The following is a 16212-nucleotide window of genomic DNA, read 5'->3' as shown; positions in this document are numbered from 1 at the left end:
GAATTGCTTATAGCTACTGAACAGTAAAAGCCATAGGTAAGATAGAGAGTTCATCATGACTGTTACTGCTGTACCATCCTTGTCATCAACTACTGTTAAATCAAATATTATGAATGCCTCTTTAGATGTAAAATTAGATGCAAGCCTTGCTACTATTGATTGGCAAGCACCGTGGTTAAGTCATCTTAGCCAACTGAGTTATCTCAGCCAAACGGTAGCAAGTTTAAGTAAGCAAATGAGCGGCTCTAATATAGTAGATATGAATCCAAAAGCCGCTTCTACTCATATGCATAATCAGGTGCCTAGCCATGTAGTGAATCAGATCTCCAACTACAGCACCACCGTGATAGCCAACTTATTAAATATCGCGTTGGCTCAGCAAGCTGACAGTTTTAAACAGCCGCTACCACAAACTAAGCCCACTCAAAACAACCAAGCGCAGGCACTACAGTTTATGTCACAAGATGCGCTGCCAGAAGGCGAAGGTTACGAAAGCTTTATTGCAACCACTGGCCATATTCCCACTCGCGATAATTTGCATGATTTATTTAACGGCAGTATTTGGCTGACCTTTCCTAAAACTAAGGCGCTACTCAACTACTATCATATGTGTGAGATCGCCAAGCAAATGAATGGAAAAGGTAGTGGTCGTGGACGAGTGCGCGATACCATTACCGTATTTGATGAAAATGGTGCGATACTGGTAACCGCTGATCCAAGTATTGGTGAGGCACTGATTAACTTTGACTGGCAAGGTAGTTTAGTAAAACCGCGAGACAGTTGGGATAACCTCCAACTACTAAGTAGCCATGCTCAGGCCGCTGTTTATATCTTTGGTCACGCGCTACTTGAGCAATTAATACAACCGCGTAAATCCCTGTGTGCACACAGCATAGTAATCAATGTCTCGCCAGATTTTTTTACCTTATCAAACTTTGAGCGACTAGCGTATATAGATGACCAGCTGGCTCATCACATGCAGCAAATGTTATCACAAACTGAGGTGACGCCACGCAACCTTGCGCCCTTACCTGTTTTAGGGGTGCCACACTTTTGGCCTGACAATGCGGATGTTCATTTTTACGACGATCATCAGGTCTTTCGTAGTGGCCGTCGCAAAAAGCGTCATTAATATAGTTCATTAAATCACTGTTTCGTTTACCATTTTGCCACCATTCATCAACCAGTTAGGGTTAACAAGTATAGACTTATTTGTTATGGTAAAAGTAGGCTATTACCAATTGCTAAGGTTCCATTTATAAACTTTATTAATAAACCTATTAATCAGCCATTTCAAATAAATTGACCTATCCACATGTAATAAAAGCCACATGTAATAAAAGCCACCTGTTATAACAATAAATTCATAACAATCTATAACATAGATAAGGAAGCTACCATGAGCGATATTTTTAGCGTAAAAAACATCCTCTCAGTCGATGGCAAGGATCATGCCTATTACAGTCTGCCTGAGCTAACAAAAACTTATAAAAACATTGATACCTTGCCATTTTGTATGAAGATCGTGCTTGAGAACTTACTACGAAAAGAAGATGGTGGCCAATCAGTCGGTAAGAACCATATAGAAGCAGTCGCTAACTGGGACGCTGGTGCTGAGCCCGCTCAAGAGATTGCTTTTATGCCCGCTCGTGTGGTACTGCAAGATTTTACGGGTGTGCCCTCAGTCGTAGATTTGGCGGCAATGCGTGATGCAGTAGTCAAGCTCGGCGGTAAAGCGGAACAAATCAACCCGTTTATCCCTAGTGAGTTAGTCGTTGACCACTCGGTGCAAGTCGATGTCTATGGTCGCGAAGATGCCCTCGATTTAAACAAGAAAATTGAATTTGAACGTAATAACGAACGTTATGAGTTTTTACACTGGGGTAGGCAGGCGTTTGAAAACTTTGTCGTGGTACCGCCCGCTACTGGTATCGTGCATCAAGTCAACTTAGAGTATTTAGCGCGAGTAGTTATGACCGCTGAAGTGGATGGTGAGCTCACTGCTTATCCGGATACGGTTTTTGGTACCGACAGCCACACAACGATGATTAATGGTATTGGCGTTCTCGGTTGGGGCGTGGGTGGTATCGAAGCCGAAGCCGCAATGTTGGGACAACCTTCGTCGATGCTGATTCCCCAAGTCGTTGGTTTTGAGATGACCGGCAAGCTGACTGAAGGTGTCACCGCAACTGACTTGGTACTACGCGTGGTTGAGATGCTACGGGCTCACGGGGTGGTTGGCAAGTTCGTAGAATTCTACGGCGAAGGTCTGCACAACATGCCGCTTGCTGATCGAGCAACCATTGCCAACATGTCGCCAGAATACGGCGCAACCTGCGGTATCTTCCCTATTGACCAAATATCAATTGATTATTTACGTCTATCAGGACGTGATGAAGCACAAATTGAACTGGTGGAAAAATACGCTAGAGCACAAGGTTTATGGCATGATGAGTACACGCCAAACGCGACTTATTCGAGCAACTTACATCTTGACTTAGCCACCGTTGAACCATCGCTTGCCGGTCCAAAATTGCCGCATCAGCGCATTTCTCTATCAGGTATGTATGATAGCTTTGGCAAGACCTTGCATACGATGACTAAAGATCGTAAAGCAGAAATCAAGGGTAAAGACCGCTTTGCTCAAGAGGGTGGTGAGCAAAAGCAAGCTGATAAACTAGCGGCCAAACCTAATTCGGCACAGGATGCGCAGTTTGATGTCAGTGACGTCAGACATGATGCTAACACTGTTTTCTCTAACGTTAAGATAGAGGACAACGAGCATAAATTACGTGACGGTGCGGTAGTCATTGCAGCGATTACCTCCTGTACCAATACCTCAAACCCTGCAGTAATGATTGGGGCAGGATTGGTCGCCAGAAACGCAGCGGCAAAAGGGCTGACTGCTAAACCATGGGTAAAAACCTCCTTTGCGCCTGGCTCGAAAGTCGTGACCGATTATCTTGACAAAACGGAACTGATGCCTGAGCTTGAGAAGATTGGCTTCTATCTGGTCGGTTATGGCTGTACTACTTGTATCGGCAACTCAGGGCCTTTACTTGAGAGCATAGAAAAAGGCATTGAAGACAATGATTTGGTCGCCGCCGCTGTACTATCAGGTAATCGTAACTTCGAAGGTCGTATTCACTCGCATGTGAAAGCTAACTATTTGGCCTCGCCGCCACTAGTGGTTGCCTATGCGCTGGCAGGTACAGTCGATATTGATATGACTACCCATCCGCTTGGACAAGACCAAGAGGGCAATGATGTATTCTTAAAAGACATCTGGCCGACCTCTCAAGAGATTGAAGAGCTGATTGCTAATAATATTAGCGCTGAAATGTTCCATAAAAACTACGGCGAAGTGTTCGACGGTAGCGATGAATGGAATTCTATTTCGTCTTCAGACAGCCAGCTATATCCATGGAGTGAGGAGTCAACTTACATCAAGAATCCACCGTTCTTTGATGATATGACCATGGAACCACAGGGTATTCCTGACATTGAGAATGCACGCATATTGGGTTTGTTTGGTGATTCTATTACTACCGATCATATCTCACCGGCGGGCAACATTGATGCCGATTCACCCGCTGGTAAGTATTTGAAAGGTCGTGGAGTGATGGAAGCCGACTTTAACAGCTATGGCTCGCGCCGTGGTAATGATGCGGTCATGACCCGTGGTACCTTTGCCAATATTCGTATCAAAAACTTGATGATGGATGGTAAAGAGGGCGGTTACACTTATTATCTCAAAGGCGATAAAGCGACCCTACAAGATGGCGAGCAGATGCCTATCTATGATGCCGCCATGAAGTATAAAGAAGAAGGCCGTACGCTGGTCGTTCTCGGTGGTGAAGAATATGGTTCTGGCTCTAGCCGTGATTGGGCTGCCAAAGGTACGATTTTGCTAGGGGTAAAAGCGGTACTTACCGGCTCGTTTGAGCGTATTCATCGCTCTAACCTCGTCGGTATGGGTGTCTTGCCATTGACCTTTAAAGATGGCGAGAGTGCGCAATCTCACAACCTTGATGGCTCAGAAGTACTAAGTATCACCGGGCTTAACAATGGTGAGAGTGAGACTGCTACCGTTAGTGCAACACGCGTTGATGGCTCAACTGAGACCTTTGATGTCCACGTCGTGCTACAGACGCCAAAAGAGCGCGAATATGTTCGTCATGGTGGTGTATTGCACTATGTACTGCGTCAACTGGCCAGTGAGAACAAAGACGCTGCTTAAGTAATCCGTTATTTGAGCCCAATAAAAAACCCAACGCTGTGTTGGGTTTTTTATTGGGTGAGGAAGGATAACGCAAATAGTAGGTTACGTTCCATCATGATTCTATTCGAGCGTTTTTAAAAACAACTGACTCTAGGTTTAATAGCTTAACAAAACTCAATGCACAATGAGTGCAAACCCCTCAAAGCCTGACTAAAAACACATAAAAACCCCACCTAAACTGCAGTTAAAGCGTTATCATCACGATATTTTAATGACTTAGCTAAAACAGTCCAAACATCAAAATCGAGTTAACAAATGACCAGACGCGATCTTATTATATTTATCACGCTGTCCTTCATGTGGTCGCTATCTTTTATATTTTATCGAGTAGGTGTCCCTGAGTTTGGCTCGTTAGCATTTGCTAGCCTGCGGGTGGTATTTGCAGGGCTAACCATGCTGGTTTTTGTGGTGTTATATCCGAAAAGTCGAGAAGGTATTCGTGAAAACTACAAAGTTTTGGCAGTGGTCGGCTTATTCTCCGCGGCCATTCCCTTTGTGTTATTTTCTTTTTCAGCGCAGTCAGTAAACGCGGGAGTATTGGCTGTTCTTAATGCCTCGGTGCCCATGATGAGTGGGTTTATCGCCAGTAAGTTTTTCAACGATAAACTCGCTAAGAGGCAAACGATAGGATTGGTTATCGGTGTGGTCGGCGTCGGTATTTTAATGAGTGAGCGCTTGTTTGATGAGCAAGGACAGGTTTTAGACTTAGGGTCAGGGTTGCTGCCAATGGGCTACGCCTTATTAGCCTGTGTGGGTTATGCAACAGGGGCCAACGTCACCAGAAACTATTTAGAAGACCTCTCGCCGCTTGCGATCACGGCAGGCTCGCTAATCATTGCCAGCTTGGTCATGCTACCCATTGCCGTCTATGAATTTCCGTATGGCAAGAGTATTAGTCTTAAGGCTTGGCTGTCTGTGATCTGCATTGGGATATTTTCAACGGCAATCGCCCTAATTTTTATGAATCGTCTTATCAAAAGTATTGGTCCCATGCGTGCGACCAGCATTACTTTAGTTATTCCTATTTTTGCGATATTCTTTGGTTATGTGTTACTTGGTGAAGCATTGGATATCGGTGCTATTATTGGCTCAGTCGTGATATTGTTCGGTACCTACTTGTCTTTAAATTTATCCTTAAAGAAGTTGGCCCACTCATAAGGCCCTTTTTATAAAATAGCGTTTTTAAGGTATTTTAACTATAGAATGCCTTTGCTTTGCAATAAAATACGGACATAAAAAAAGCCCAGTCACAATGTATTGTGACTGGGCTTTTTGATGGTACGCTTACTAGTCTGATCTTATGTAACTTCACAAAAGTGCTAATAAGTGGCGCCGAATAGTGGCGTCCCCAGGGGGGTTCGAACCCCCGTTACCGCCGTGAAAGGGCGGTGTCCTAGGCCTCTAGACGATGGGGACGCATAGAGTTGTCATAGATGCTAAGGTTAATAGCGCTATAACGGTAATCAACAACATCAGATTGCTTAAAAAATAAGCGGTGCCTAGGTGATGCTGTACTATTAGCAAGTCATTTACCATAAAGCCTGATAGTGCTGCACTTTATCGTAAATAGCGTGGTGGAGCTAAACGGAGTCGAACCGTTGACCCCTTGCATGCCATGCAAGTGCTCTACCAACTGAGCTATAGCCCCTCGCTAAGAGTGTGCGTATTTTAGGTAAGTGATGAGGAATTGTCAACTGCTATTTCAATAAAGTAGTAATAAATCTGTCAAAAAATGAGTTTGTAGTCAATTAATAAGAAATATTAACTATTTTTTTGAAGAAATTGACTAATATCGTTCATTGTTCTGGCGCCCCTCTCTAACCATTCAGGTCTCCATTCTGTCAGCCTCTCCCCTTTATTATGAATATAAATACCTCTTGATGGCTGGTCGATCCACTCAAGCTGCCTGACCAATGCGATTGGCCTTTCTGCATTTTGAGTGTTATCGGCGAATTCTAGTGCTTCTTGATAGGTCGCAAAGCAATGACAATTATCGCTTTCACCATCGTTATGGTCTATATTCTTAACCTTATGTTCAGGATAACACCAAACACGATACTCCAGTACTTCATCAAAAAAATAACCGCCTCCTGCATAAACCATCGCAGGGTATTCTCCTACTTTATCGGGGTCTATAGCTGTTGGATATGGCATAAATTACCTTTTGAAGTTTGAGTAGATTAAGTTAGTAATAGTGCGACTGGCCTTTCTTGTTGATTCGTGATGATTAATTCTGAATACTTTATAGGAAACCCTTTTTACAAGAGTTTCCTTTATGATTTGAAAATTAAAGTAGTTTTTTCAAGAACAAAATTTTTAACGGTTATCACCATCACCAGCCAAAAAATCTGGTAATTCAGCCGCTTGCTTCTCTAGTTTTTTAAGCTTCTTTTTGCCCAAACCACCAAGTACGTCAACGGCGTGGCGTAAGCGCGTGAGCGTCATATCAGCGCCAATAATCGCCATAGAGTTCATGACTGGTGTTGATGAAGAGCTACCAGCAATGGCAATAAAGAATGGGGCGATAAAGTCGCGCATCTTGATATCAAGCGCAGCAGCCATACCTTTTATAGTGGCGTAGATATCTTCCTCGTTCCAAGTCGGTAACGCCTCAAGCTGCCAAATAGTAAGCTGCAGCATATCCATGATCTGTTCAGGAGTGAGCGACTTATGAGTAAAGCTTGCAGCGTTGATATCGGGTAGGTTTTGGAAATAAAAGGCCCCCCAATTGACTGCATCAGAGAGCAGTTCAATACGCGGCTGAATAGCGGCAGCCATAGCAGTGAGTTTATCGCTATTATTTGCCCAATCGAGAATCTTGTTTTTAAGTTCTTCTGGGGTTAGCGCTCGTAACCATTCAGCATTGAGCCAATTTAATTTTTCGATATCAAAAATAGGACCACCAAGCGACACCCGCTGAATATCAAAGCTGGCGATCATGTCTTCTAAAGTGAACTGTTCCGCTTCATCAGGCATGGAGTAACCCATACGCCCTAGATAGTTAAGTAGAGCCTCAGGCAATACGCCTGCATCACGATAGTAAGTGATGGAGGTTGGGTTTTTACGTTTAGATAATTTAGATTTATCAGGGTTACGTAATAATGGCATGTGGCAAAGTACTGGCATTTCCCAACCGAAATACTCATACAGTAATTGGTGTTTAGGGGCGGAATTCAGCCATTCTTCACCGCGCAATACATGGCTGATATCCATCAAGTGGTCATCGACAACATTGGCCAGATGATAAGTTGGCAAGCCATCGGTTTTTAATAGCACTTGCATATCGACTTGCGACCATGGAATCTCAACGGTTCCACGTAGCATGTCCTCAACGCGGCAAACGCCTTCAGTGGGCACACGCATACGAATTACAAAAGGTTTGCCATCCGCGACCATTTTATCTGACTCTACCCGTGCTAAGTTAGCATAGCGGCCATCATAACGTGGGCTCTCACCATTGGCCATTTGCTCAGCGCGCATGATGTCAAGCTCTTCGGAGGTGCAGAAACAGCGAAACGCATGATCGCTATCTAATAGCTGCTGCGCGTGTTTTTTATAGATGTCAGCGCGTTCACTTTGACGATAGGGTGCATGTGGACCGCCGATGTCAGGACCTTCGGCCCAATCAAGCCCTACCCAGTGTAACGCGTCTAAAATCATCTGTTCAGACTGTTCGGTTGAGCGTACCTGATCGGTATCTTCAATACGCAAGATAAATTCACCGCCATGTGCTTTAGCAAAAGCTAGATTAAATAAAGCGATATAAGCGGTGCCGACATGAGGGAAGCCAGTAGGCGAGGGTGCGATTCGGGTACGGACAGGACGGGTGCTGTTCATGTTATTATCAGCAGAAACTGTAGTTTGGGTCATAATAGTCTCAAGTAATGGTTGTTAATTAAAAAGGGATAAGCAAAAAATATGAGGAAAAGAGGCCGTTATAGGGTCATATAGCGTAAAATATAGCGTTATTATAACAGGGATAGGCAATATTTTTGCTGAAAAGGCTAGATGGCGCTTGACTACAGATGTATCCTTGCGATAATAATGCTAGCTGAGTCCTAACTTGTTTATTTTTATCTGATTTTTTACTATTAATGGCCTCATTGGTCGTCATTTATTGAGTTGTTTGTGTCCCTATCGAAATCTAAGCCAAAGTCTAAACCTAATTCTAAAGCCCGTTCTTTATCTGCTACCGATTCTTCCGCTACGTCGGCAGCACTGTTGGCTATAGATGATCGGTCCGTTGCAACTGCACCAGATCCGGCAGTCTCTGATAAAACTGTTTCTGATAAAGTAGAGCTTGATCAACCAAGCTTTGCCCATGAAGCGGTGTTATTGCATGAAGCAGTCGCGGCAGTGCTGGGTGTCAAATCGTTGCCCATGCAGGAGAATGACTCAGATAGTGAAAATAGCTTGCAGGCTACTGGTGTCTACGTCGATGCTACCTTTGGGCGCGGCGGTCATAGTCGATTACTATTATCGCAACTGGCTGATGATGCGCAGCTGATTGTTATCGATAAAGACCCAACTGCCATCGCAGTCGCCCGTGAACTGGCGGCTGAAGACAGTCGCGTACAGGTCATTCATGACAGCTTTGCCAGTTTAACTGCTGGCTTAGCCGCGATGGGTATCGACCAGGTTGATGGCTTGATGGCAGATTTGGGCGTATCCTCGCCGCAAATCGATGACGGCAGTCGCGGTTTTAGCTTTATGCGTGATGGTGCGATAGACATGCGCATGGACACCACTCGCGGTCAGTCTGTTGCTGAATGGCTTGAGCAGGTCGATGATGAAACCTTAGCCAACGTATTATACGAGTTTGGTGAGGAGCGCCACAGTCGCCGAATTGCGCGTGCGATTAAAGAGATGAGCCGTTATACCTCTACATTAGAGCTGGCAGAAGTTATTAAGGTGGCACATCCTAATTGGCAAAGAGGCAAGCATCCGGCCACTCAAAGCTTTCAGGCCATGCGTATCTTCATTAATAATGAGCTTGGCGATGTGGATAGCTTTTTAGAACAAAGTATTCCTATTGTTAAAGCGGGTGGGCAGCTGGCGGTGATTAGCTTTCATTCGCTTGAGGATCGGCGCATCAAGCAATTTTTGCAACGCCATAGCAAAGGGCAGTATCCTGAAGATGAGCAATCACCGATGCCACCAAACCGCCCGCGTTACTTTAGTAAGCCTAAACGTATTGGGCCCAGTAAAGCTGAGGTAGCTGGTAACCCGCGCTCGCGCAGTGCATGGTTACGGACTGCAACTCGTACGGACACAGCATATCAGCCAGAATCACACTGAAAACAGCGGCTAGTTGAAAAAATCACCTAGTTGAAAATGATAGATAGCTGAAAACGTCTGCTCCACCGTGAACAGTCAGTACGGTGCAAATATCAACAGTTATTAGCAGGCATTTTGCATACTGAATTGATGCTAATGTAGTAATAACTACGCAACTGTTAAAAAGCTGTAAATATTGTCTGCTAGGCTCAGCAGTTGCATTTTTGGTGCTTGCACTAATAGCAAGCCTTTGCGGCTGTCATGCACTATAGCTAAGCTGCTTTAAAGTAGGTACAGGATAGCTGGAAGAAATTTTCGAAGGCTCGAAAAGTGATGCAGTCACACAGCAAGCTAGAAAAATTTTTGCCAGTTATCCAAAACCATATGTGTATCCGTTTTATTTAGTTCTGACTATAGTGAGTGTTTTTTATTGATGGTACTGATAGTAAATAGGTCGTTTATAACTCGTTATCCTAAATCCTCTTTTATATTTAAGTTCATTTTTTGAGATCGTCATGGCAATATCTGACCAACCTACCAACCGTCGCAACACTGCATCTACTAATAACACTGATGTTGGAGAGCTATTCGCACAGCGCTTTGGCGTAGTGAGTATTTATGTGGTGGTACTACTGCTATTAGCGGCCGCTATTGTATGGAGTGGTATTAGAACTGCCGAAAGCGTTCAGCAATATCACCAGGATTATAAAACCTTGCAAGATATGAAAAAACAAGAACGCAAGCTGCAAGTCGAGCATCAGCGCTTATTGATTGAGCAGCAAACTTTCAGTGCTACCCCGCAGATTGCCAGTCGTGCCGTTGCTGAGCTGAGCATGTATTCGCCGACCCTTAAAGACAAGCTGATTATTCAGCCCAGCGCGCCTGTGACTCCTGCAGCAGTGGGCAAAACAACTGCTAATCCAAATCTCAATCAGAGCCAAAACGCTAATACGGTTTCTGATACAGATCCTGCCGGTCTCGCAGCAACGGAGGTAGGACAATGAGTGATAAAGATTCAAACTCTACCAATGCTAAAGGCTCAGAAAAAAGTACCAGTAAGAAACCGGCCAGCGGCAAGGTGATCAAGCCTTTACGCCGCGTTAGTGCTGCCAAATCTGCTCTGACCAATAGCAAGTCTTCTACTGCTAATAACTCAAAAGCGACTTCCTCAAACGACAAACCAAAAAATCGTTCCACTAAGCTGTTTGGTCGCCTAAAAAACAATGAAACCCAAGGGGCCTATACCAGTATTAAAAATCGCAAAAGCAAAAGAACCTTTTTGAGTAAAGCATCTGGTGCCTCATCGCGTGGCGGCTTTGAAAATGATAAGAACCGCTTTCGTACTGTATGGGTAGTTGCTTTAATTATACTGGGGCTACTGGTATCACGCGCCTATTACTTACAAGTAGCCAATGCTCAGTTTTATCAAGATAAGGGTAACGAGCTGATCACCAGCGTGCGCACGCAAAAGTCCTACCGCGGTATGATTACCGATCGCAATAAGCTGCCATTGGCGGTCAGTGCGCCGTTAGCTACCGTGTCTTTTAGTCCGCATGATTATGCGCGCGAATATTACGAGCTTAAACGGGTCAAGCTTACCAATCCTGACAGTCCGCAGCTACAAGCGCGTATGCAAAAGCGTCTTGATAATATGGATTTAACCACGCTTGCGGCAGCTGCCAATATAGCGGTAACTGAATTACAGAAAGCCACTGCCATCGATGACAGCATCGATGTTACCGACGAAGCAGCGGTAAAAGCGGCATTGCCATCAGGTGCAGGCTCGCATTATTTACCACTATTGAATAAGGTGACCCCTGAGATTGCTCAAAGTGTCAGCTCGCTAGACTTCCCAGGTGTGAATGAGAAAAACTTCTTTCAGCGCTACTATCCACAGCCGCAGCCTAACTCGCAACTTTTAGGCTTCATGGGGCAAAGTGCTAATGATCCTGAAGGTGGCTACGAGGGGCGTGCTGGTATTGAGCGCCAATATGAAACGATGCTGGCAGGTGACGACGGCAAAGTCTTAGTCCTAAAAGATGCGAAGCAAAATAGCCTAAAAGAGATCAAACAGATTGAGCCAGAAGTAGCAGGTCAAAATGTGGCGCTGACTATTGATTCGCGCTTACAGTATTTACTGTATAAAGAGTTAGAAAAAGTGGGTCGCTTGCAACAAGCACGTTGGTCAACCGGTATGGTGGTTGATGTACAGACTGGCGAAGTATTGGCATTGTCTACTTGGCCGTCTTTTAACTCTAATAATCTCAATGAAATGACAGGTGAAAACCAGCGTAATCGTGCGTTACTTGATGTCTTTGAGCCTGGGTCAGTGATGAAGCCCTTTACCGTTGCCGCCGCCCTAGATTCAGGTAAATATACCTCAAATTCTTTGATTAATACCAACCCTGGCTCTATTCGAGTCAGAGGCTATACCATTCGTGACCATGACAATCTGGGGACGATTAATCTGGCGACCCTGTTACAGAAATCAAGTAACGTCGCCTCTACTAAGATTGCTTTATCCTTACCGCCTGCTGCGATTACCAATATGCAAAAGCAATTTGGCTTTGGCTCAAAGACGCCGCTACAGTTCCCTGGTGAGGGCAGTGGCCTAGTCGTCACGCCTAAAGAGAAAGAGACGGCCCGTCGGGCTACCGTCAGCTATGGTTATGGTTTACAAGTGACGCTAGCACAGGTAGCACAGGCCTATGCGGCACTAGCGTCAGGTGGCGTCATGCATCCTTTAAGCTTGATCAAAAATAACAAAGTGCCACCAAGTAAACGAATTATGGCGCGAGAACAAGCGATGTCGATTGTAAAAATGATGGAAGGGGTGACTGAAGACGGTGGTACGGCTAAAGCGGCAGCTATTGATGGCTACCGAGTAGCGGGTAAAACAGGGACGTCACGCCGAATTGATCCTGATGGGGGCTATCATACCGATCAGTATCGTAACGTCTTTGCTGGGATGGTACCAGCCTCTAATCCAAAGCTGGTTGGTGTGATCTTAATTGAAGATCCACGTGGGCAGATTTATGCGGGGCTTACCGCAGCGCCAGTATTCCATAATGTTATGAAAGAGGCACTACGCTTGTACAATGTACCTTTAGATAAGCCACTACAGACGGAGTAGTTTAGAATAGCAGCAGCGCTGTTGATACCTTAAAACCACTGAAATTTTTCTGGTGGCTGATATCTTCATAATATTATTTTCATTCATTCTTTTTAATTGTTTAGGATTTGCTCATGCCCTTATCATCGCCACGTGCTGTTACTTTACAGCAGCTTATTGAGGACTATGCCAGCAGCGCTAAGCTACAGCAGCGATTGGCAGCGATGATATATGAAGTAGGCGATGCAGTAGACAATACCAGTTCAGTCGCCAAAATTCCCTTTCAAAAATTTCACCTAGACAGCCGCCAAGTGGCTGTCAATGATGTGTTTATTTTATTAAAAAGTCAGACCCCAAACTGTCAAAAAAGCCATGATTACCTGTCACAGGCTGCTCAGAATGCTGCGTTTATCTTATCAGAGGTCGATCCAGTCGCTTTGTTTACGCCGGCTAATGCGCCACCAAATGCCAATATTCAGCTCGAAAATACACAGCCTGCAATTAACAAGCAGTCTTCAGCGCAGCAGCAACCCGCAGCGCTACCTTGTCCGGTATTATATGTGCCCAATATCCGGGACTTTTTAGGAGACCTGATCCAAGCCTATATGCAATATCAACAACCCACTACGTTGCCAACTGTGATAGCAGTTACTGGTACTAACGGCAAAACGACTATCAGTCAGCTGGTCGCGCAATTGGCCCAATTAGCGGGAATGAGTAGCGCAGTCATGGGAACAGCAGGTAATGGTAAGCTAGGCGCGTTAATACAAGCCAGTCATACCACTGGCGATGCTTTGGCTGTTCAGCAGTTTTTATACCAAATGGGTGAACAGGGTGCAGATTTATTAGCGCTTGAAGCCAGCTCGCATGGACTGGATCAGCAACGCTTGCAAGGGATGCCCGTAACCGTCGCTATTTACACCAATCTAAGCCGGGATCACCTAGATTATCATGCTGATATGGCCGAATATGTCGCCGCCAAAGCCAAGCTGTTTGATCGAGCGCATTTCCCAAGCTTAACCCACGCTGTTATCAACAGTGACGATGAGTATGCTCGGACAATGCTGGATACCGCGCATGCCAGCAACTTAATCGTATGGACTTATAGTTTACAGGCGTCACAAACAGCGACCTTCGTGGCCTCCAGTATCATACCGAGTCTACAAGGTGTTGAGATTGCCTTGCATAGCGATTTTGGTACTATTAATATTGTGAGCCCACTCCTTGGTCGCTTCAATGTCGCAAATCTGCTGGCAGCGATCGCAACTGCGGTGGCGCTTGGCATAAGTCTTGAACGTATTGCCGCAGTAGTGCCACAGCTACAGGGTGCCGTTGGGCGTATGCAACGAGTACCCTCAGCAGAAGGCTGCTTTATCGTAGATTATGCTCATACGCCTGATGCCTTGGTTCAAGTGCTTGATAGTCTCAAAACCCACTGCCGTGGTAAATTGTGGGCAGTCTTTGGTTGTGGCGGTGATCGCGACGCGGGTAAACGTCCATTAATGGCACAGGCCGGATTATCAGGCGCGGATCAAGTCATATTAACCGCTGATAACCCGCGCACAGAAGATCCCAATATGATCTTGCAAGATATGCAACTAGGTATGAGCACAGAGCAATACCAGCGCACTCATATTGAGCCTTCGCGTCAGCAGGCCATTGAATATGCGGTCGCTCACGCTAGCCCTGATGATATTGTGGTTATCGCTGGCAAGGGGCATGAAACTTATCAAGAGATTCAAGGTGTCCGTCATGATTTTGATGACAGTGTTATCCTTCTACAGGCGCTACAACAAGCCGGACGCCGCTAACGAATTTACTTTTTTAAACGCTTATATACAGTCAGTGAAAAGTAATATTGACACATAACCTACTGCTAGTATAAGTTTTTCTTGCTTGCTGTGCCTATGCAGACAGAGGCTGCAAAAAGCTTATACCAGCAGTACCGTTGCGTTTTTTAAGGTATTTTAACTACAGTTGACTGAAAAACTAGTATTTATATCAACATAAAACTATAAAATAAAGTAGCCACCATACAAGGTAGCCATCATACAAGGTAATTACTATGACAGCTGACAACAATAACACCATTCAATCGCAAGGGCTGTACGTTTGGCAAGCTGACAATTTGCTGGCGGCAACCATCAGACTTGATGGCCATTGGCAGCTACCTGAGCATGAGCAACAGACAGAAGGTCCGAATGCAGATACTGCGCAGGCAGATGCGTATAGTGGCGTTAGCAGCATTCGTATTGCCACCGATACTCGTACGATTAAAACTGGCGACATATTTTTAGCACTGAGCGGTGATAACTTTGATGGACACCATTATATTGATACCGCTATGGCGCAAGGGGCAGTTGCTGCCATCGTATCGTGTCCGACTGCGGCCAATATTCCGCAGTTGGTTGTTAGTGACACTCGCTTGGCGTTAGGGCAGTTGGCTGCTTATCGCCGCCAGCAGCATCAAGACTTGACTGTGATCGCTATCACTGGCTCTAGCGGCAAAACCACCTGTAAAGAGATGCTTGGCAGTATCTTTGGTCGTCTAGCGCCCACTCTCATCACTCGTGGTAACCTAAACAATGATTTAGGCGTGCCTATGATGCTTCTTGAGCTATCCGATCATCATCGTTATGCCATATTAGAGTTGGGTGCCAACCATATCGGTGAGATTGCCTATACCACTGACATTGTCCGTCCTGATGTCGCCTGTATTTTAAACATCGGTACGGCACATTTAGGCGAATTCGGTAGCCGCGAGGGTATTTGTCAGACTAAGGCGGAAATTTACCACACCTTAAGTGATAGCCAATTTGCGATTGTTCCTGATGACGACGACTTTACCAATCAGTTGCGCCGGATTGCTGAGACCCATACATCACATGTAATTGGTTTTGGTAATACCGATGTCAGTGCCAGCCATCTCGATGTTGAGCCTGAGCGCAGTGAATTTAAGTTACATATTGGCTCTCAGGTCCATAATATTAATTTACCGCTGGCGGGTGAGCATAATGTAAATAATGCTCTTGCCGCTGCTGCCTGTGCTTATGCATTGGATATTAATATTGAAGACATTGTCATGGGTCTTGAAAATGCACGTCCGGCGAAAGGCCGCTTAAACAGCCAAATGCTAGGGTTGCATCGTCTGATCGATGACACCTATAATGCCAATCCGCACGCAGTGAGAGCAGCCACGAAAGTATTGGCGGCGCAAACGGGCATGCAAGTGATGGTATTAGGCGACATCGCTGAGTTGGGCGATGCCGCTGTGAGCGAACATCAAAGTTTAGGTCGCACTATTGCTGCCAGCGGTATCGATGTACTGCTTTGTGTTGGCGAGTATGCTACCTATAGCGTTACTGGCGCGCAAGAGATTGGCGGCATTACTGCCCAGGCTTTTGATGATAAAGCCAGTTTGTTACAGTATTTACAGCCGTATTTACAGGCGCAGCAAGCACAGCCTTGTACCGTGTTGTTCAAAGGCTCTCGTTCCATGGAAATGGAAACACTTATTGATGCGTTAGTAAAGGAGTAGGCG

At 45.3% G+C, this 16212-nt stretch carries 10 protein-coding genes and 2 tRNA genes; 8 read left to right on the top strand and 4 right to left on the bottom strand.

Going from position 1 to position 16212, the window contains the following annotated elements; all coding sequences use genetic code 11:
* The first annotated feature begins 55 nt into the window (after window positions 1–55).
* The 3 genes from RCH20_RS08705 to RCH20_RS08695 all read left to right on the top strand — a co-directional run bounded on the left by RCH20_RS08705 (window position 56) and on the right by RCH20_RS08695 (window position 5440).
* A complete protein-coding gene (locus RCH20_RS08705) occupies window positions 56–1132 on the top strand; it encodes a DUF3025 domain-containing protein (RefSeq protein WP_327193299.1) in 1077 nt (358 codons plus the stop codon).
* Between the two features lie 267 nt (window positions 1133–1399).
* Entirely contained in the window at window positions 1400–4240 is a 2841-nt protein-coding gene (acnA, locus tag RCH20_RS08700; protein ID WP_327193298.1) for an aconitate hydratase AcnA, read from the top strand.
* 297 nt (window positions 4241–4537) lie between these two features.
* Entirely contained in the window at window positions 4538–5440 is a 903-nt protein-coding gene (locus RCH20_RS08695; protein WP_209956173.1) for a DMT family transporter, read from the top strand.
* A 182-nt stretch (window positions 5441–5622) separates the two neighbouring features.
* On the opposite strand, the gene RCH20_RS08690 is transcribed toward RCH20_RS08695, so the two are convergent.
* The 4 genes from RCH20_RS08690 to gltX form a co-directional block, all read right to left on the bottom strand.
* A tRNA-Glu gene (locus RCH20_RS08690) sits at window positions 5623–5698 on the bottom strand.
* Between the two features lie 156 nt (window positions 5699–5854).
* Window positions 5855–5930: transfer RNA gene (locus RCH20_RS08685), tRNA-Ala, on the bottom strand.
* A 113-nt stretch (window positions 5931–6043) separates the two neighbouring features.
* Entirely contained in the window at window positions 6044–6436 is a 393-nt protein-coding gene (locus RCH20_RS08680) for a hypothetical protein (protein WP_327193297.1), read from the bottom strand.
* Window positions 6437–6598: 162 nt separating this feature from the next.
* Window positions 6599–8152 (bottom strand): glutamate--tRNA ligase, encoded by a 1554-nt coding sequence (gltX, locus tag RCH20_RS08675; protein WP_442793121.1) that lies wholly within the window; start codon window positions 8150–8152, stop codon window positions 6599–6601.
* 258 nt (window positions 8153–8410) lie between these two features.
* Between gltX and rsmH the strand changes: the two genes are divergently transcribed.
* The 5 genes from rsmH (at window position 8411) to RCH20_RS08650 (ending at window position 16209) form a co-directional block, all read left to right on the top strand.
* Complete coding sequence (gene rsmH, locus RCH20_RS08670; RefSeq protein WP_327193296.1) at window positions 8411–9580, top strand: 16S rRNA (cytosine(1402)-N(4))-methyltransferase RsmH; 1170 nt, start codon at window positions 8411–8413, stop codon at window positions 9578–9580.
* A 494-nt stretch (window positions 9581–10074) separates the two neighbouring features.
* Window positions 10075–10563 (top strand): cell division protein FtsL, encoded by a 489-nt coding sequence (gene ftsL / locus RCH20_RS08665; RefSeq protein WP_327193295.1) that lies wholly within the window; start codon window positions 10075–10077, stop codon window positions 10561–10563.
* Window positions 10560–12692 (top strand): peptidoglycan D,D-transpeptidase FtsI family protein, encoded by a 2133-nt coding sequence (locus RCH20_RS08660; RefSeq protein ID WP_327193294.1) that lies wholly within the window; start codon window positions 10560–10562, stop codon window positions 12690–12692. Before ftsL ends, RCH20_RS08660 begins: the two co-directional genes overlap by 4 nt.
* A gap of 203 nt (window positions 12693–12895) precedes the next feature.
* Entirely contained in the window at window positions 12896–14482 is a 1587-nt protein-coding gene (locus tag RCH20_RS08655) for a UDP-N-acetylmuramoyl-L-alanyl-D-glutamate--2,6-diaminopimelate ligase (RefSeq protein WP_442793124.1), read from the top strand.
* Between the two features lie 254 nt (window positions 14483–14736).
* Entirely contained in the window at window positions 14737–16209 is a 1473-nt protein-coding gene (locus tag RCH20_RS08650; protein ID WP_327193292.1) for a UDP-N-acetylmuramoyl-tripeptide--D-alanyl-D-alanine ligase, read from the top strand.
* Window positions 16210–16212 lie beyond the last annotated feature (3 nt).

This window comes from Psychrobacter sp. PL15 (assembly GCF_035984995.1).
Lineage (GTDB): Bacteria > Pseudomonadota > Gammaproteobacteria > Pseudomonadales > Moraxellaceae > Psychrobacter.
The sequence above is the reverse complement of the archived record's forward strand: the minus strand, read 5'-3'. Positions and strand labels throughout refer to the sequence as shown.

Bases quoted from the DNA above. Each gene is read 5' to 3' on its own strand.
- RCH20_RS08705 (WP_327193299.1), top strand. From the start codon at position 56: ATGACTGTTACTGCTGTACCATCCTTGTCATCAACTACTGTTAAATCA.
- acnA (WP_327193298.1), top strand. From the start codon at position 1,400: ATGAGCGATATTTTTAGCGTAAAAAACATCCTCTCAGTCGATGGCAAG.
- RCH20_RS08695 (WP_209956173.1), top strand. From the start codon at position 4,538: ATGACCAGACGCGATCTTATTATATTTATCACGCTGTCCTTCATGTGG.
- RCH20_RS08680 (WP_327193297.1), bottom strand. From the start codon at position 6,436: ATGCCATATCCAACAGCTATAGACCCCGATAAAGTAGGAGAATACCCT.
- gltX (WP_442793121.1), bottom strand. From the start codon at position 8,152: ATGACCCAAACTACAGTTTCTGCTGATAATAACATGAACAGCACCCGT.
- ftsL (WP_327193295.1), top strand. From the start codon at position 10,075: ATGGCAATATCTGACCAACCTACCAACCGTCGCAACACTGCATCTACT.
- RCH20_RS08660 (WP_327193294.1), top strand. From the start codon at position 10,560: ATGAGTGATAAAGATTCAAACTCTACCAATGCTAAAGGCTCAGAAAAA.
- RCH20_RS08655 (WP_442793124.1), top strand. From the start codon at position 12,896: ATGATATATGAAGTAGGCGATGCAGTAGACAATACCAGTTCAGTCGCC.
- RCH20_RS08650 (WP_327193292.1), top strand. From the start codon at position 14,737: ATGACAGCTGACAACAATAACACCATTCAATCGCAAGGGCTGTACGTT.